Annotated in this window: 16 protein-coding genes; 11 read left to right on the plus strand and 5 right to left on the minus strand. The window is 71.8% G+C overall.

The features are described from left to right. Positions 1 to 36 precede the first annotated feature (36 nt). The 5 genes from IE212_RS06860 to IE212_RS06880 all read left to right on the plus strand — a co-directional run bounded on the left by IE212_RS06860 (position 37) and on the right by IE212_RS06880 (position 7,412). A complete protein-coding gene (locus tag IE212_RS06860; protein ID WP_190196803.1) occupies positions 37 to 1,179 on the plus strand; it encodes a sensor histidine kinase in 1,143 nt (380 codons plus the stop codon). Positions 1,180 to 1,316: 137 nt separating this feature from the next. Next, on the plus strand, positions 1,317 to 2,438 hold the full coding sequence (pheS, locus tag IE212_RS06865) for a phenylalanine--tRNA ligase subunit alpha (RefSeq protein WP_190196804.1): 1,122 nt from the start codon (positions 1,317 to 1,319) through the stop codon (positions 2,436 to 2,438). Continuing rightward, positions 2,438 to 4,951 carry a phenylalanine--tRNA ligase subunit beta gene (gene pheT, locus IE212_RS06870; RefSeq protein WP_190196805.1) on the plus strand — a complete coding sequence of 838 codons (2,514 nt, stop codon included), beginning with the start codon at positions 2,438 to 2,440 and terminating at the stop codon, positions 4,949 to 4,951. Before pheS ends, pheT begins: the two co-directional genes overlap by 1 nt. Positions 4,952 to 5,418: 467 nt before the next feature. Next, positions 5,419 to 6,759 carry an NsdA family TPR-like regulatory protein gene (locus tag IE212_RS06875; protein ID WP_190196806.1) on the plus strand — a complete coding sequence of 447 codons (1,341 nt, stop codon included), beginning with the start codon at positions 5,419 to 5,421 and terminating at the stop codon, positions 6,757 to 6,759. Positions 6,760 to 6,866: 107 nt separating this feature from the next. Next, positions 6,867 to 7,412: an NUDIX hydrolase gene (locus IE212_RS06880; RefSeq protein ID WP_190196807.1), complete on the plus strand. Its 546-nt coding sequence runs from the start codon at positions 6,867 to 6,869 to the stop codon at positions 7,410 to 7,412. A 5-nt stretch (positions 7,413 to 7,417) separates the two neighbouring features. Here the strand turns inward: IE212_RS06880 and IE212_RS06885 are convergent, their stop codons facing one another. Beyond that, positions 7,418 to 7,675 (minus strand): hypothetical protein, encoded by a 258-nt coding sequence (locus IE212_RS06885; RefSeq protein ID WP_037760511.1) that lies wholly within the window; start codon positions 7,673 to 7,675, stop codon positions 7,418 to 7,420. Between the two features lie 219 nt (positions 7,676 to 7,894). On the opposite strand from IE212_RS06885, the gene IE212_RS06890 reads away from it, so the two are divergent. Then, positions 7,895 to 8,125 (plus strand): hypothetical protein, encoded by a 231-nt coding sequence (locus IE212_RS06890; RefSeq protein WP_190196808.1) that lies wholly within the window; start codon positions 7,895 to 7,897, stop codon positions 8,123 to 8,125. A 15-nt stretch (positions 8,126 to 8,140) separates the two neighbouring features. Here the strand turns inward: IE212_RS06890 and IE212_RS06895 are convergent, their stop codons facing one another. Beyond that, positions 8,141 to 9,013 (minus strand): 3-hydroxybutyryl-CoA dehydrogenase, encoded by an 873-nt coding sequence (locus IE212_RS06895; RefSeq protein WP_190196809.1) that lies wholly within the window; start codon positions 9,011 to 9,013, stop codon positions 8,141 to 8,143. Between the two features lie 179 nt (positions 9,014 to 9,192). On the opposite strand from IE212_RS06895, the gene IE212_RS06900 reads away from it, so the two are divergent. Beyond that, positions 9,193 to 10,431, plus strand: a complete 1,239-nt coding sequence (locus IE212_RS06900) for a glycoside hydrolase family 10-like protein (protein WP_190196810.1) — start codon at positions 9,193 to 9,195, stop codon at positions 10,429 to 10,431. Positions 10,432 to 10,441: 10 nt separating this feature from the next. On the opposite strand, the gene IE212_RS06905 is transcribed toward IE212_RS06900, so the two are convergent. Next, positions 10,442 to 10,642: a DUF1918 domain-containing protein gene (locus IE212_RS06905; protein ID WP_030243868.1), complete on the minus strand. Its 201-nt coding sequence runs from the start codon at positions 10,640 to 10,642 to the stop codon at positions 10,442 to 10,444. Positions 10,643 to 10,732: 90 nt separating this feature from the next. Continuing rightward, positions 10,733 to 11,650 (minus strand): DMT family transporter, encoded by a 918-nt coding sequence (locus IE212_RS06910; RefSeq protein ID WP_190196811.1) that lies wholly within the window; start codon positions 11,648 to 11,650, stop codon positions 10,733 to 10,735. On the opposite strand from IE212_RS06910, the gene IE212_RS06915 reads away from it, so the two are divergent. The 3 genes from IE212_RS06915 (at position 11,649) to IE212_RS06925 (ending at position 14,233) form a co-directional block, all read left to right on the plus strand. Further along, positions 11,649 to 13,085 carry an aminotransferase-like domain-containing protein gene (locus tag IE212_RS06915; RefSeq protein WP_190196812.1) on the plus strand — a complete coding sequence of 479 codons (1,437 nt, stop codon included), beginning with the start codon at positions 11,649 to 11,651 and terminating at the stop codon, positions 13,083 to 13,085. The genes IE212_RS06910 and IE212_RS06915 overlap by 2 nt on opposite strands. 40 nt (positions 13,086 to 13,125) lie before the next feature. Then, a complete protein-coding gene (locus IE212_RS06920) occupies positions 13,126 to 13,566 on the plus strand; it encodes a GNAT family N-acetyltransferase (protein ID WP_190196813.1) in 441 nt (146 codons plus the stop codon). A gap of 73 nt (positions 13,567 to 13,639) precedes the next feature. Further along, complete coding sequence (locus IE212_RS06925) at positions 13,640 to 14,233, plus strand: histidine phosphatase family protein (protein WP_190196814.1); 594 nt, start codon at positions 13,640 to 13,642, stop codon at positions 14,231 to 14,233. Here the strand turns inward: IE212_RS06925 and IE212_RS06930 are convergent. Next, the gene (locus IE212_RS06930; RefSeq protein ID WP_190196815.1) at positions 14,215 to 14,655 is read right to left on the minus strand and encodes a DUF6314 family protein; all 441 of its coding nucleotides are present in this window, start codon (positions 14,653 to 14,655) and stop codon (positions 14,215 to 14,217) included. The genes IE212_RS06925 and IE212_RS06930 overlap by 19 nt on opposite strands. A gap of 137 nt (positions 14,656 to 14,792) precedes the next feature. Between IE212_RS06930 and IE212_RS06935 the strand changes: the two genes are divergently transcribed. Next, positions 14,793 to 17,276 carry an alpha-L-arabinofuranosidase family protein gene (locus IE212_RS06935; protein WP_190196816.1) on the plus strand — a complete coding sequence of 828 codons (2,484 nt, stop codon included), beginning with the start codon at positions 14,793 to 14,795 and terminating at the stop codon, positions 17,274 to 17,276. Positions 17,277 to 17,356 lie beyond the last annotated feature (80 nt).

Genomic DNA, 17,356 nt, shown 5'->3' on the forward strand with positions numbered 1-17,356 from the left:
GGACCCCTCTGCGAGCCTTGGAGGTGGGGTACGGGGATGACTGCCGGCACGAGCAGCGCACCGGGAGCCCAGGACGCCGGGAACCCGCCCGCCGCGTCCCGGCCCAGCGGTGATCACGCCGACCTCGGCATCGACCCCGACCAGCTGCCCGACGGGCTCGTCGTCGCCGACGAGCAGGGCCGCGTCATCTGCTTCAACACCGCCGCCGGGCGCATCACCGGCGCCCGCGCCCGGGACGTCCTCGGGCAGCGCCTGGAGAAGGCCCTGCCGTTAGAAGACCTGGAGGGCCGGCGCTGGTGGCAGCTGACCGACCCCTACGGCGGGCTCGCCATCCGCGTCGGACAGCCCGAGCGCAACCTGCTCCTGCCCGGCGGCCGCGAGGTGCTGGTCTCCGCGCGCTACGTCCGCACCCGGCCCACCGGACCCGTCCGGCGCCTGGTCGTCACCCTGCGCGACACCGAGGCCCGCCGACGCACCGAGCGCAGCCATGCCGAGCTGATCGCCACCGTCGCCCACGAGCTGCGCTCCCCGCTGACCTCGGTCAAGGGCTTCACCGCCACACTGCTCGCGAAGTGGGAACGGTTCACCGACGACCAGAAACGGCTGATGCTGGAGACCGTCGACGCCGACGCCGACCGGGTCACCCGGCTCATCGCCGAGCTGCTCGACATCTCCCGCATCGACTCCGGCCGCCTGGAGGTGCGCCGCCAGCCCGTCGACATGGGCGCCGCCGTGGGACGGCACATCCAGGCCTACGTCGCCGCCGGACAGCCCGCAGACCGGTTCCTGCTCCGCGTCCAGCAGCCGCTGCCCGACCTGTGGGCCGACCCCGACAAGATCGACCAGGTGCTAAGCAACCTCCTGGAAAATGCCGTGCGGCACGGCGAGGGAACTGTCACGATCGACATCACGGCCACGGCGTCTCCCCGGGAGGGCGAGGACACCGGTACGTCGGTCACGGTGAGCGACGAGGGGCCCGGCATCCCGGAGGAGTCCATGAACCGCGTCTTCACCCGCTTCTGGCGGGGCAGCAAGCGCGGCGGCACGGGCCTCGGGCTCTACATCGTCAAGGGCATCGTCGAGGCCCACGGCGGCACCATCACCGTCGGCCGCGCCCCCGGTGCCGGCGCCGAGTTCCGATTTACGTTGCCCGTGAGCGCTCCGGCCTACCTGACCTGAGCGGCCCGCGGGCGCATTCGCACACCTCCGCCCCGTTAGACTCGGCCATTGGCACCTTTGCGTCCAGTTCCGCAGCCGAAGCGTCTGCGGACCGTAGACGGGGCGTTCCAGCCAGCCAACCGGAAGCACGGGAAGAGATGTCGGCACCCAATAAGTCGTACGACCCTGTCGAGGTCGAGGCACTGAAACCGGAAGAGATCGAGCGCATGCGGGACGAGGCGCTCGCCGCCTTCGCCGCCGCGGACTCCCTCGACGCGCTCCACGAGGCCAAGGTCGCCCACACCGGCCCCGCCTCCCCGCTGGCCCTCGCCAACCGCGAGATCGGCGCCCTGCCCCCGCACGCCAAGGCGGACGCCGGCAAGCGCGTCGGCCAGGCCCGCGGCGCCGTGAACAAGGGCCTCGCGGCCCGCCAGAGCGAGCTGGAGGCCGAACGGGACGCGCGCGTGCTGGTCGAGGAGGCGGTGGACGTCACGCTGCCCCACGACCGACTGGCGGCGGGCGCCCGTCATCCGCTGACCACACTGTCCGAGCGCATCGAGGACATCTTCGTGGCCATGGGCTACGAGGTCGCCGAGGGCCCGCAGGTCGAGGCGGAGTGGTTCAACTTCGACGCCCTCAACATCGGCCCGGACCACCCGGCGCGTGGTGAACACGACACCTTCTTCGTCCAGGGTCCCGAGGGCGGCACCGAGTCCGGCGTAGTGCTGCGTACCCACACCTCGCCCGTGCAGATCCGCTCCCTGCTCGACCGCGAGCTGCCGGTCTACGTCATCTGCCCCGGCCGCGTGTACCGCACCGATGAGCTGGACGCCACCCACACCCCCGTCTTCCACCAGGTCGAGCTCCTCGCGGTCGACGAGGGCCTCACCATGGCGGACCTCAAGGGCACCCTGGACCACATGGTGCAGTCGCTGTTCGGCGAGGGCATGAAGACCCGGCTGCGGCCGAACTTCTTCCCCTTCACCGAGCCGAGTGCCGAGATGGACATGCTCTGCTACGTGTGCAAGGGCGAGTCCGTCGGCAACCCCGACCGCTCCTGCCGCACCTGCTCCTCCGAGGGCTGGATCGAGCTCGGCGGCTGCGGCATGGTCAACCCGCGGGTGCTCACCGCCTGCGGCGTCGACCCCGAGAAGTACAGCGGCTTCGCCTTCGGGTTCGGCATCGAGCGGATGCTGATGTTCCGCCACAACGTCGAGGACATGCGAGACATGGTCGAGGGTGACGTCCGGTTCACCCGGCCGTTCGGGATGGAGATCTGATGCGGGTCCCGCTTTCTTGGCTGCGGGAGTACGTCGAGCTGCCGGCGACGGAGACCGGGCGCGACGTCCAGGCCAAACTCATTTCGGCAGGCCTCGAGGTCGAGACCGTCGAGCACCTGGGCGCCGACCTCAAGGGCCCCTTGGTCGTGGGCCAGGTGGCGACGATCGAGGAGCTGACGGAGTTCAAGAAGCCGATCCGCTTCTGCACCGTCGACGTCGGCCAGGCCAACGGCACCGGCGAGCCCCAGGAGATCATCTGCGGCGCCCGCAACTTCGCCGTCGGTGACAAGGTCGTGGTGGCCCTGCCGGGCGCCGTCCTGCCCGGTGACTTCGAGATCGCCGAGCGCAAGACGTACGGCCGGATGTCCCGCGGCATGATCTGCTCCAGCGACGAGCTGAACATGGGCGACGACGGCACCAAGGGCATCATCGTGCTGCCCCCGGAGACCGAGGTCGGCAGGGACGCCGTCGAGCTGCTGGAGCTGGTCGACGAGGTCCTCGACATCGCCGTCACGCCCGACCGCGGCTACTGCCTGTCGATCCGCGGCGTCGCCCGCGAGACCGCCACCGCCTACGGCCTGCCGCTGCGCGACCCGGCCCTGATCGACGTGCCCGCCCCGAACGCCCACGGCTACCCGGTGCGGATCTCGGACCCCACCGGCTGCGACCGCTTCACCGCCCGCACCGTGACCGGCCTGAGCGCCGAGGCCCGCTCCCCGATCTGGCTCCAGCGCCGCCTGCAGAAGGTCGGCATGCGCCCGATCTCGCTCGCCGTCGACGTCACCAACTACGTGATGATGGAGCTCGGCCAGCCGCTGCACGCCTACGACCGCGGCCTGGTCCAGGGCACCATCGGCGTGCGCCGGGCCGAGCCGGGCGAGAGGCTCACCACCCTCGACGGCGTCGAGCGCACGCTGGACGCCGAGGACCTGGTGATCACGGACGACCGGGGCCCCATCGGGCTGGCGGGCGTCATGGGCGGCGCCGACACGGAGATCGCCGACCACGACGACGCCGAGAACGCCACGGCTGACGTCGTCATCGAGGCGGCGCACTTCGACGCCACGTCGATCGCCCGCACGGCCCGCCGCCACAAGCTGTCCTCCGAGGCGTCCCGCCGCTTCGAGCGCGGCGTCGACCCCGAGGCCGCCGCTGCCGCCGCCCAGCGCACGGTGGACCTGCTGGTGCTGCTCGCGGGCGGTACCGCCGAGGCCGGCGTCACCGAGGTCATCGCGCCGACCGCGCCGCGCACCATCACCATCCCCGCCGACCACCCGGACAAGGTCGCCGGCGTCGTCTACGGCCGCGAGACCGTCGTACGGCGGCTCCAGGAGATCGGCTGCGACGTGTACGGGCAGGACGAGCTGATCGTCACCGTGCCGTCCTGGCGGCCCGACCTCACCGACCCGAACGACCTCGCCGAAGAGGTCATCCGGCTCGAGGGCTACGAGAACCTGCCGTCCACGCTGCCGAGGCCCCCCGCCGGACGCGGCCTGACCCACCGGCAGCGGCTGCACCGGCGGATCGGCCGCGCCCTGGCCGGAGCCGGCTACGTCGAGGCGCCGAACTACCCGTTCGTCAGCGAGCAGGTCTTCGACCAGCTCGGACTCGACTCCGACGACCCCGCCCGCCGCGTGGTGAGGCTGACCAACCCGCTCAGTGACGAGGAGCCCGCGCTGCGCACCTCGCTGCTGCCGGGGCTGCTCGCCGCGCTGCGCCGCAACGACGGCCGCGGCAGCCACGACCTCGCGCTGTTCGAGACCGGGCTGGTCTTCCATCCGCGCGAGGAACAGCGGATCGCCGTCCGGCTGCCCGTGGACCGACGGCCCACCGACGAGCAGATCGCCGACCTGGACGCGGCGCTCCCCGACCAGCCGCGCCACGCGGCCATCGTGCTCGCCGGCGCCCGCGAGCAGGCCGGCTGGTGGGGCAAGGGCCGGCCGGCCGACTGGGCCGACGCGGTCGAGGCGGCGCGGGTGGTCGCCCGTGAGGCCGGTGCCGAACTGGTCATCCGCAACGGGCAGTACGGGCCGTGGCACCCGGGGCGGTGCGCCGAGCTGGCGATCACCGTGGACGGCGCGGAGCGGGTCGTGGGACACGCGGGTGAACTGCATCCGCGGGTCGTGAAGGCGCTGCGGCTTCCGGAGCGCACCTGTGCGATGGAGATCGACCTGGACGCGGTGGCGTCGGCCGGCGACGCGACCGTGAAGGCTCCGGGCATCTCCACGTTCCCCGTCGCCACGCAGGATGTCGCCCTGGTCGTCGACGCGGTCGTTCCGGCGGCGGAGGTCGAGAAGGCGCTGCGGGACGGGGCCGGGGAACTGCTGGAGTCGATCCGGCTGTTCGATGTGTACGAGAACGTCGAGCAGTTGGGCGAGGGCCGCAAGTCGCTGGCGTACGCGTTGCGGTTCCGGGCGGCTGACCGGACCCTGACCGTGGATGAGGCTTCCGCGGCCCGGGACGCGGCGGTAGCGCTCGCGGGTGAGCGCGTGGGGGCCGTCCTGCGGAGTTAGCGGCGTGGAGCTGCGCGTCGCCGTCGGCCGCCGGGCTGTGGTGGCTTGTCGCGCAGTTCCCCGCGCCCCTGAAAAGGGGCCGAATCGGACCGGTCTCTTGGGCCGGTCCGGTTTTGCGTGGTACGGGCCGGTGCGTGCGCGTCCCTCGGGGGCGCGGGGAACTGCGCGACAAGCCACGGGGCACCAGCGGCCGGAAACGCGCCGATGACGCGACGGAGACGGGCCGGCGGGGCCGTCCGCCCCGCCACGGAGTGTCGGGCAGGCAGCTGGGCGGACGGCGGGTGCGAGCCGCCGCACTGTACGAGGGGGAGCCGGCGGCCCGGCCGGCCTCTTGCGAGGTCTTTCAGTCAACCGGCCGGCAACTCTGAGCGACAGCGCGCACACAGCACGGATTCGAGCACTCCGTTCACACCCCGTGTGAAGGCGCAGCCACTAATCTGTGCGCACCGAGCCACCGGGGGGCCCACATGCAGCCCAACACTCTGCTCGACGCGATCCTGGACGAGGCCGGGATCTCGCACGCGGGGCTGGCCGCGCACGTCAACCAGGCGGGACGGGCCCGTGGCCTGTCCCTGAGGTACGAACACACCGCCGTCGCACGGTGGTTGAAGGGGCAGCGTCCCCGCGGCCAGGTGCCCGACCTGATCTGCGAGGTGCTCGCCGCACGGCTCGGCCGGCAGGTCACCCTCGACGACATCGGCCTCGGTGTGCCCGGCGAGCCGTCCGCCCCGCACACCGGTTCGCTGTCCGGGTTCGTCGAGCGGGCCACCGCCCTGTGGCGCTCGGACCAGCAGCAGCGCCCGCACATCCTCGGCGCGCCCGCGCTCACCGGCACGCCCGCCGTGATGCCGGTGTGGGAGTGGGAGAACCCGCCCGAGGACGTCGACGTCTCCCGAGGCGGCAGACACCGGGTCACCCCGGGCGAACTGGAGATGCTGCGCGCCGCCCGTACGCACTACGAGCAGATGTACCGCAAGGCCGGGGGCATCGCGACACGTGCCCGGATCGTCGGGTTCCTCAACGCCGAGGCCGCTCCGCTGCTGCGCGGCAGCTACACCGACGAGACGGGCCGTCAGCTGCACCGCGCCACCGGCGGGTTGGTGGCCGTCGCCGGGATCTGCGCCTACGACTCCGACGCGCACGGCCTCGCCCAGCGCTACTTCCACCAGGCGCTGCGGCTCGCGAAGGCCAGCGGGGACCGCGGACTGGGCGCCTATGTGATCGCGCTGCTCGTCAACCAGTCGCTGTTCATGCGGGAGTACCGGCAGGCCGTCGCCTTCGCGGAGGCCGCTCTGCGGGCCGCCGGCAAGCACATCACCCCGGCGCTCGCCTCCGACCTGTACGCGATGCAGGCCAAGGCGTACGCGCACCTCGGCGACGGCACCAGCGCCCTGGCGTGCATCGGGCGGGCCGAGCAGGCCGCCGAGCGCATCCGGCGCGGCCACGAGCCCGACGAGACCGGTTATGTCCAGCCCGGGCTCGTCAACGTCCAGGTGGCGGAGGCGTTGCTCAGTCTCGGGGAGGTCGCGGCCGCCGGGGAGCATGCCACTGCCGCCGTCGGCAACCCGGCGCACGACCGCGGCCGGGTGCACCGGCTGGCCATGCTGAGCACCATCGAACTGCGGCAGGGCAACGCCGACAAGGCGGTGGTCATCGCCGTGCAGATGGCCGAGCAGGCCCGCGGCATGGAGTCCCAGCGGTTGCGCGACCGGCTGCGGGCGGTGCGCGAGCACCTGGTGCGCAGTGGGTGCGCGGGCACGGGCGAGGCCGCCGAACTCATCGACGGGGCACTGCGCGTACCGTTGTAGATCCCGGGCGGCGGCGCCCGCCTGACCCCCAGCCGCTTCCTGTGCGCCTGCTGTCAGCACGTCCCTGCTGCGATATTGCCACTCACTCGATGGAAGGTGGCAGAACCGTGCAGTGGACGAAACACAACGAACAACGTGTGTACTCAAACCGCTGGTTCAGCGTCAATCTCGCGGATGTCGAACTGCCGGACGGCCGGCACCTCGACCACTTCCTCATCCGGCTGCGGCCCGTCGCCGTGGCCACGGTGGTGAACGAGGCCAACGAGGTGCTGCTGCTCTGGCGGCACCGCTTCATCACGGACAGCTGGGGGTGGGAACTCGCGGCGGGCGTCGTCGAGGACGGCGAGGACGTCGCCCGCGCGGCCGCCAGGGAACTGGAGGAGGAGACCGGCTGGCGGCCGGGACCCTTGCGCCACCTGATGAGCGTGGAGCCGTCCAACGGGCTCACCGACGCCCGGCACCACGTGTACTGGGCCGACGCGGGCGAGTACGTCGGGCACCCCGTGGACGACTTCGAGTCGGACCGCAGGGAATGGGTTCCCCTCAAGCTCGTCCCCGACTTGGTCGCCCGCGGGGAGGTCCCGGCCGCCAACATGGCGGCCGCGTTACTTCTGCTGCACCATCTCAGGCTGGGACAGGACACGTTGCCCTGACACCCCTAGCGTCCGAGTGCCTGCCAGATCGCCACGACGAGGGCACCCACGGCGGTGAGGGCGGCGACCGCGGGCAGCGGCCAGCGCGCGTGTTCGAGCGTGTGGATCCGGGTGTTGAGCTCCTCGATCTCCTTGGCGGTCTCCTCGGTGCGATGGCTGAGCAGAGCCAGCCCGCCCTCGACGCGGGCGTACGCCACATCGAGGCGGCGTCGTAACTCTGCGAGTTCTCCATGGACGACGGGATGCTCGGGATCGGCGGTCACAAGTCCGCTCCTTTCCGTAGTCGTTTCACATCCCTGGTGTGCGCAGTGGAGTCAACTCGCCTGGTGGGCACCTGGGGAGAGTGTGCGACGGGCATATGCGAGCCCGGCGCGCACACGGTGTGTGAATGCCGCGGACCCGGCACCAGAACCGGTGCCGGGCCCGCTGGTTGGCCGAAATCTGACCGTCCGTAACCGGCCGCCGGGGGTACCCGGGACGCCATGACGAAGTGGCAGAAGACCGCGGCGTACGCGCTGGCACTGTACGCGGTGGCGGTCTTGATGATCCGGTTCTCCTCCGGTGGCACCGGGTGGGGCACGGCGCTGCTGCTGGCTCTCGTGGCCACTCCGCTCGCCCTGTGGATGGGCTGGCTCCGCAACCGCCTCAGCGAACAGGCGCAGGAATGGGGACGCCGCCGGGTCCGGCCGTGGCCGGAGGAGCGGCGGCGTTGAGAGGTGGCCCCGGGCTCAGTAGGCGTAGAAGCCCGACCCCGTCTTGCGGCCCAGCCGGCCGGCGTCGACCATGCGCTGGAGCAGCGGGGGAGCGGCGTACAGAGGCTCCTTGTACTCCTCGTACATCGACTGGGCGACCGAGGCGACCGTGTCCAGGCCGATGAGGTCGGAGAGCTTCAGGGGGCCCATCGGGTGGGCGCACCCCATCTCCATGCCGTTGTCGATGTCCTCGCGGCTCGCGATGCCGGTCTCGAACATGCGGATCGCGGAGAGCAGGTAGGGGATCAGCAGCGCGTTCACCACGAAGCCGGAGCGGTCCTGGGCGCGGATCGCGTGCTTGCCCAGCACCTTCTCGGTGAACAGCTGGGCGCGGCTGAGGGTGCCCTCGGAGGTGGTGAGCGCCGGGATCAGCTCGACGAGGTTCTGCACCGGCGCCGGGTTGAAGAAGTGGATGCCGATGACCTGGTCGGGCCGTGAGGTCGCCACCGCCAGCTTCACCAGGGGGATGGAGGAGGTGTTGGAGGCCAGGATGGCGTCCGGCCGGGTCACGACCTGGTCGAGCACCTGGAAGATCTCCGTCTTGACCTGCTCGTTCTCGACGACGGCCTCGATCACCAGGTCACGGTCGGCGAACTCGCCGAGGTCCGTGGTGAAGCTGAGCCGGGACTGGGTGGCCTCGTGCTCCTCCTCGGTGATCTTGCCCCGCTCCGCCGCCTTGGCCAGAGAGCTGAACAGCCGGGTCCGGCCGATCTCCAGCGCCTCGCCGGTGGTCTCGGCGACCATGACGTTCAGGCCGGCGCGGGCACAGACCTCGGCGATCCCCGCGCCCATCTGACCGCAGCCCACGACTCCGACGCGTGCAATGTCTCCCGCTGGGATGTCCGTCACATCGTCCCTTTCGCTGCTGATCCACTTCTGGGCAGGTGCGCCGGGTTCCGGTGCCTGCTCCGATCGTGCACGTTACTCCCAAGTATCGATGATCGATCGGGTGGGGGCGGGCCCGCTCCGGGCATGCTGACCCCGGAGGGATCCGCGACCGGCGGATCCGCGGCTTTTGGGGCATGCGGATGGGACGAGTGTCACGCAGGGCGTTCGCGGTGGCGGCGCTGTCGGCCTTCACCATGATGCCTCCGGCGTCGGCCGCGCCGAAGCCGGACGGCAAGGGGGGCGGCGGCGCGACCACCGGGATGCGGGGGGTGTGGCTGGCGACCGTGGCGGGCCGCGACTGGCCGTCGAAGCCGGGACTGACCGCCGCCCAGCAGCGCGCCGAGCTGATCACCCACCTCGACAGGGCGGTCCGCAACCGGCTCGACACCGTGATCCTCCAGGTCCGGCCGACGGCGGATGCCCTGTGGCCCTCGCCGTACGAGCCGTGGTCGCAGTACCTCACCGGAACCCAGGGCAAGGACCCCGGCTGGGACCCGCTGGGCACCGCGGTCGAGGAGGCGCACGCCCGGGGCCTGAAGCTGCACGCCTGGTTCAACCCGTACCGGGTCGCCGTGCACGCCGATCCGGCCCGGCTCGCCGCCGGGCACCCCGCCCGCAGGAACCCGCACTGGGTGGTCACCTACGGCGGGAAGCTCTACTACAACCCCGGGCTGCCCGAGGTCCGTGCCTTCGTTCAGGACGCGATGCTCGACGCGGTGGCCAGGTACCCCGTCGACGGGGTCCACTTCGACGACTACTTCTACCCGTACCCGGTGGCGGGCCAGACCTTCGACGACGACACGGCCTACGAGGAGCACGGCGCCGGCTTTCCCGGCCGGGCGGCGTGGCGGCGGGACAACATCGACCGGCTGGTGCGGGAGACGGCGGACCGCGTCAAGCGGGTCCGGCCCGGCGCCGCCTTCGGCATCAGCCCGTTCGGCGTGTGGCGCAACGCCGCCACCGACCCGCTCGGCTCGGACACCCGGGCGGGCGTCCAGACGTACGACGACCTGCACGCGGACACCCGCAAGTGGGTGCGGGAGAGCTGGATCGACTACATCGTCCCGCAGCTGTACTGGAACATCGGTTTCGCCGCCGCCGACTACGAGAAACTCGTGCGCTGGTGGGCGGACGCCGCGCGTGGCAGTTCGACGCGGCTCTACGTGGGGGAGGCGCTGTACAAGGCCGGTGACCCGGCGCAGCCGGCCGCCTGGCAGGACCCGGCCGAGTTGTCCCGGCACCTGACACTGGCGAAGGAGCACGCGCAGGTGCGCGGGCACGTCTTCTTCGCCGCCAAGGACATGGCGGTCGATCGGATCGGGGCGATGGCGCGGGTGGTCGCCGACCACTACGGGCAGCCGGCGCCTGCCCCGCGCTGAGTCACGGTGGTCACGGCCCGGTGGTGGTCTCCCGGTGCCGGATCTCGGTGTCGGGCCCCGGCGAGCAGATGCCCTCGTGCCCGTCCTCGAACCGGACGCGGTACGGGGGAGTGCCTTCCTGGCCGAGCACTTCGACGATCTCGCCGACCTTGTCGTGCTGACCGACCACCCTGCCGTGCTGGACAAGCTGGTCGCCCACGGTTGCGCGCATCTGGGGCCTCCTCACGGGGTGCGGAGCAGCGGTCCGTGGCCACGAGTCTACGGCGGGGGGCCCGGGTTGGCAGGGGGTGTGCCGCCCCGCTCAGCCGCGCGCCCGCTGTGTGACGGCGATGCAGACCAGCACCGCCGCGGCCGTCAGCGGTGCGGCCACCGTCAGGTGTTCGCCCAGCAGCAGCACCGACCACACCAGTGTGAGCAGCGGCTGGGCCAGCTGCAACTGGCTGGCCTTGGGAATGCCGATGGCCGCCATGCCCCGGTACCAGACGACGAGTCCGAGGAACTGTGAGCCCGCCGCGACCCACAGCAGCCCGGTCACGCTGTGCGCGGTGAGCCGCACGGGCTCATGCGCCAGCGCCAGGGCCGCGACGGGCACGGTGAGCGGCAGGCACAGCACCAGCGCCCAGCCGATGACCTGCCAGCCCGGCATGACCCGGGCCAGCCGGCCGCCCTCGGTGTAGCCGGCGGCGCACACCAGCAGTGCCGCGAAGAGGTACAGGTCGGCCGTGGTCAGGGCGCCGCCGCTCTGCTGCGCGGTGAAAGCCAGCACCGCCGCCGCGCCCGCGAGGGCCGCCGCCCAGAAGGTGCGCGAGGGGCGGCTGCCCACGCGCAGGGCGGAGATGAGCGCGGTGGTCAGCGGGAGCAGTCCGACCACGACGGCTGCGTGCGCGGTGGTCGACGTCTGCAGCGCCAGCGTCGTCAGCAGGGGGAAGCCGAGCACCACACCGGCCGCGACGACGGCGAGCCCCGGCCAGTGGCGGCGGGCGGGCAGCCGCGCCCTCACCGCCGTCAGCGCGGCGCCCGCGATCACCGCGGCCAGGACGCTGCGTGCCGCGACGAGCGACCAGGGCCCGAATCCCTCGAGCCCCCAAGCGGTGGCGGGGAAGGTGAGGGAGAAGGCGACGACGCCGAGGGCGGCCTGGAGGGCGCCGAGGCCGGGGCGGTCCCGCTCACTGGTGACTGCTATCCGCGGTGCGGCGGTAGCGCTACTCTCTGCTCTCATGCAAGAGCGTAGCAGCGTCGGTGAAATGGCGGAACGACTGCGGCGGGAGCTGGACCGCTACTCACCTGGTGGAAAGCTGCCGTCGAGTCGGGCCCTCGTCGACCGGTTCCGGGTGAGCCCGGTGACCGTGTCGCGCGCCCTCGCCCAGCTCGCCGCCGAGGGACTGGTGGTCACCCGGCCCGGCGCGGGCGCCTTCCGCGCACCGGCCCGGACGGCACCGGCCCCGGCGGGCGACACGTCCTGGCAGGAGGTCGCCCTCAGCGCCGAGAGCGCCGCCGAGCTCGTGCCGCGCTCGGTGGACGCCTCCGGCGTGCTGGTCTCGCTGGCCGCCCCGCCGCCCGGCGTCATCGAGTTCAACGGCGGCTATCTGCACTCGTCCTTGCAGCCGGAGCGGGCGATGGCCGCCGCCCTGTCCCGTGCGGGACGCCGCCCCGGAGCCTGGGGGCGTCCGCCCATGGAGGGGCTCGCGGAACTGCGCGAGTGGTTCGCGCGCGGTATCGGCGGGTCCTGCACGGCGGCCGAGGTGCTGATCACCGCGGGCGGCCAGTCCGCGCTCACCACCGCCCTGCGTGCCCTCGCCCCGCCAGGCGCCCCCGTGCTGGTCGAGTCGCCGACCTACCCCGGCATGCTCGCCATCGCCCGTGCCGCGGGCCTGCGGCCGGTGCCCGTGCCGGTGGACGCGGACGGCGTGAAACCGGCGCTGCTCGCCGACGCGTTCCGCGCCAGCGGGGCCCCGGCCTTCGTCTGTCAGCCACTCTTCCAGAACCCCACCGGTGCCGTGCTCGCGCCCGAGCGGCGCCGTGAGGTGCTGCGCATCGCCCGTGAGGCGGGCGCGTTCGTCGTCGAGGACGACTTCGTACGGCGACTGGTGCACGAGGACGCGGGCCCCCTGCCCCGGCCGCTGGCCGCCGACGACCCGGACGGCGTCGTCGTCCACGTGTGCTCGCTGACCAAGGCGACCTCGCCGAGCTTCCGGGTGAGCGCCCTGGCCGCGCGCGGCCCGGTCCTTGAGCGGCTGCGCGCCATCCAGGTCGTCGACACCTTCTTCGTGCCGCGGCCCCTTCAGGAGGCAGCGCTCGAACTCGTCGGCTCTCCCGCATGGCCGCGGCATCTGCGGGCCGTCGCCTCCGAGTTGAAGGCGCGCCGCGACGCCATGACCGGCGCGCTCGCGCTGCACCTGCCGGAAATCGCCCTGCCGCACGTCCCGTCCGGCGGCTACCACCTGTGGCCGCGTCTGCCCGACGGAACGGACGAGGCCGCCCTGACGGCGGCGGCCCTGCGCGCGGGCGTCGCGATCGCCCCCGGCCGTCCCTACTTCAGCGCCGAGCCGCCGGCCCCGCACATCCGGCTGAGCTTCGCGGCGGTCGCCGGGACCGGTGAGATCGCGGAGGGTGTGCGGCGGCTGCGTACCGCCTGCGACGAGGTGCTGGGATAAGCGTTCGACGCCCGGGCCGAAGGTTTGCGAGCATCACGCCATGACCGACACCCAGCCCCTGCCCGAGGGGTACGAGCTCTCCACCGACCCTGGCCGCATCGACCGTGGGCGCGTGCACCACTGGCTGTCCACCGACGCGTACTGGGCGCTGGGCCGCCCCCGCGAGAAGCAGGACGGGGCGATCGCGGGCTCGCTCAACTTCGGCGTGTACGAAGCGGTGTCGGGGGAGCAGGTCGCGTACGCCCGGGTCATCACCGACCGGGCGACCTTCGGCTGGCTGTGTGACGTGTACGTCGACCGGTCGGTACGCGGCAAGGGAGTCGGTTCGGCGCTCGTGGCGGCCGTGCGGGACGAACTTCGTTCGTACGGCGTGCGCCGGATCCTGCTCGCCACGCACGACGCCCACGGCGTCTACGAGAAGCTGGGCTTCGCCGAGTTGGAGCACCCCGAGCAGTGGATGGCCCTCATCTTCGCGCAGTGAGAGCGGGCACACCCTAGGTAACTTCCGGACAACACCTCTTGACCTGCGCACTTGCGGGACGCACGATCCCCGCATGCCACTGAGGGTCACGTTCGTCGCCGCCGCTCGCAGCTCCCCGCTGCTCGCCGAGCGTTTCGAGGACGACCGGCCGCTGGACCAGGCCGGCTGGGGTGAGGTGGAGCGCGCCGCCCACGAGCTGCTCCCGCTCGCCGCCGCCGAACTGCGGTACTGCTCGCCGACTCCGCGCAGCCGTGCGACGGGAGAAGGGCTCGGCTACGCGCCGCTCGTCCAGCTCGGTCTGCGGGACTGCGACATGGGCCGGTGGCGCGGCCTGACCCTGGGTGAGGCGATGGCCCGGGAGCCGGCGGCCGTGGACACCTGGCTCGCCGACCCGCGGGCCACTCCGCACGGCGGTGAGTCGCTGGTCGACTTCATCACCCGCGTCGGCGGCTGGCTCGACACCCGGCCCGTCGAGGACGGCTGCCGGGTGGTGGCGGTGGCCGAGCCGTCGGTGATCCGGGCCGCCCTGGTGTACGCCCTGAAGGCGCCGCCCTCGACGTACTGGAACATCGACGTCCGCCCGCTGTCGACGACCGTCGTGACCGGCCGGGCGGGGCGCTGGAACCTGCGCTTCGACGGTGCGTCCGCTCAGCCCGCGCGTGCGTAGCCGGTGCGCAGGACGAGGTCCTTCGCGGGGCCGCGGACCCGCCACACCGTCCGCCAGCGGCCGGCGTCGAGAACGGTGAACTCTCCGCGGTAGAGGTCCGCCGCGCAGGGATGGCGGGCGACATGCCGGCCGGACCGCAGGTCGAGGTCGTGGAACGGTCGGCCGTCCGCGAACCGCACGTCGGCCGTGCCGCCCGGACCCGGCAGGAACCGCAGGGTCCGCTGCGCGGGCCGGGCGATGCCCTGCCAGACGAAGGTGCCGGACTCGAAGTGCAGCAGGCCGCCGCTCTCCTCGGCCTCGAAGACAGTGGTTCCGGTGAACTCGCCCTCCATGCCGCTCGCGAGATCCCGCACCGACCGCGTCACCCTCCACCGCCCGGCCAGATACGCCAGGGCGTCGGGCACTGGCCAGAACTCACCCATACCGTCCCGCTCTCCGCCACATCCGTTGCCGCGCGACCCATTGACGCGCTTGATCTCCCTCCCTATGTTGCCGTTCGAAGTGCTGATCAATGTCTGATATTTCGAACACTCCTCTACCAGAGAGCCGCGGAGTATCCATGCCACGCACCGTCCGCACCCGATGGAGAGCCGGCCTCACGGCCACCGCCCTCCTGACGGCGGCAGCCCTCGTACCGGCCCCCGCGCACGCCGAGGACGTCACCGACTACGCGATCACCGTCGACTCCTCCGCCCGGGGCGCGAAGATCGACGACACGATGTACGGCGTCTTCTTCGAGGACATCAACCGGGCCGCCGACGGTGGTCTGTACGCCGAGCTCGTGCAGAACCGGTCCTTCGAGTACTCCACCGCCGACAACGGCTCCTACACGCCCCTGACCTCCTGGACGGCCGGCGGCACGGCCGAGGTCGTGAACGACTCGGGCCGGCTGGGCGAGCGCAACCGCAACTACCTCTCCCTGGGCGCCGGTTCGTCCGTCACGAACGCCGGCTACAACACCGGCATCCGCGTCGAGCAGGGCAAGCGGTACGACTTCTCCGTGTGGGCCCGCGCCGCGAGCGGCACCACGCTCACCGTCTCCCTGAAGGACGCCGCCGGTACCCTGGCGACCGCCCGCCGGATCGCCGTCAAGGGCGGCTGGGCGAAGTACAAGGCCACCTTCACCGCGACCCGCACCAGCAACCGCGGCCGCCTCGCCGTCGCCTCGACGAACGCCGCGGCGCTCGACATGGTGTCGCTGTTCCCGCGCGACACCTACAAGAACCAGCCGAACGGCCTGCGCAAGGACCTCGCCGAGAAGATCGCCGCCCTGAAGCCGGGCTTCGTGCGCTTCCCCGGCGGCTGCCTGGTCAACACCGGCTCCATGGCGGACTACAGCGAGGCGAGCGGCTGGCAGCGCAAGCGCAGCTACCAGTGGAAGGACACCGTCGGGCCCGTCGAGGAGCGTGCCACCAACGCCAACTTCTGGGGCTACAACCAGAGCTACGGCCTCGGCTACTACGAGTACTTCCGCTTCTCCGAGGACATCGGCGCCATGCCGCTGCCCGTCGTCCCGGCTCTGGTCACCGGCTGCGGCCAGAACAAGGCCACCGACGACGACGCCCTGCTCGAGCGGCACATCCAGGACACCCTCGACCTCATCGAGTTCGCCAATGGCCCGGCGACGTCGAAGTGGGGCAAGGTGCGCGCCCGCATGGGCCACCCGAAGCCCTTCCGCCTGACCCACATCGGCGTCGGCAACGAGGAGAACCTCCCGAGGGAGTTCTTCGCCCGCTTCCAGCGGTTCCGGGCCGCGATCGAGGCCGAGTACCCGGACATCACCGTCATCTCCAACTCCGGCCCGGACGACGCCGGAACGACCTTCGACACGGCCTGGCAGCTCAACCGCGAGGGCAAGGTCGACATGGTCGACGAGCACTACTACAACAGCCCCACCTGGTTCCTCCAGAACAACGACCGCTACGACTCCTACGACCGCGAAGGCCCGAAGGTCTTCCTCGGTGAGTACGCCTCGCAGGGCAACGCCTGGAAGAACGGCCTCGCCGAAGCCGCGTACATGACCGGTCTGGAACGCAACGCGGACATCGTCAAGCTCGCCTCGTACGCCCCGCTGCTCGCCAACGAGGACTACGTGCAGTGGCGGCCAGACATGATCTGGTTCAACAACCGTGCCTCCTGGAACTCGGCCGACTACGAGGTGCAGAAGCTGTTCATGACCAACGTCGGCGACCGCGTGGTCCCGTCGACGGCCACCACCACGCCGAACGTCAGCGGCCCCATCACCGGCGCCGTCGGCCTGTCCACCTGGGCGACCAGCGCCGCGTACGACGACGTGTCGGTCACCTCCGCGGACGGCTCGACCCTGCTCAGCGACGACTTCTCCGCCGGCGCCTCGAAGTGGACCACCAGCGGCCGGGGCAGCTGGAGCGTCCAGGACGGCCAGTTCGTGCAGAGCGACACCGCCGCCGAGAACACCATGGTCACGGCGGGCGACCCGGCCTGGAAGGACTACGACCTGCATGTGAGGGCCACCAAGAAGTCCGGCAAGGAGGGCTTCCTGATCGCCTTCGGCGTCAAGGATACCGGCAACTACTACTGGTGGAACCTGGGTGGCTGGAACAACACCCAGTCCGCGATCGAGCAGGCCGTGGACGGCGGCAAGGGCACACTGATGACGAAGGCCGGATCGATCGAGACGGGCCGCGCCTACGACATCGACATCAAGGTGCGTGGCCGCCAGGTGACGCTGTTCCTGGACGGCAAGGAGTGGGGCGGCTTCACCGACGACAAGCCGGCCGAGCCCTTCCGCCAGGTCGTCACCGAGGACGCGAAGACCGGTGAGCTGATCGTCAAGGTCGTCAACGCCCAGTCCGCACAGGCCCGGACCGCCGTCGACCTGGGCGGCGCGAAGGTCGCCTCCACCGCCCGCGTCACCACGCTGGCCGCCGGCCAGGACGCGGTGAACACCGAGACGGACACGCCGGTGGCGCCGGTGACGTCCACGTTCCGCGGGGTGGCCGGGAAGTTCACGTACACCTTCCCGGCGAACTCCGTGACGTTCCTGAGGATCAAGCAGAGATAACACCATTCCCGCGGGGGCCGCTGTCCGCCGGTCAGCGGCCCCGGCGCGTGTTCACGAGCCACCGCCGATTGCATAAACCT

The sequence above is a fragment of the Streptomyces djakartensis genome (assembly GCF_014651075.1).
Lineage (GTDB): Bacteria > Actinomycetota > Actinomycetes > Streptomycetales > Streptomycetaceae > Streptomyces > Streptomyces djakartensis.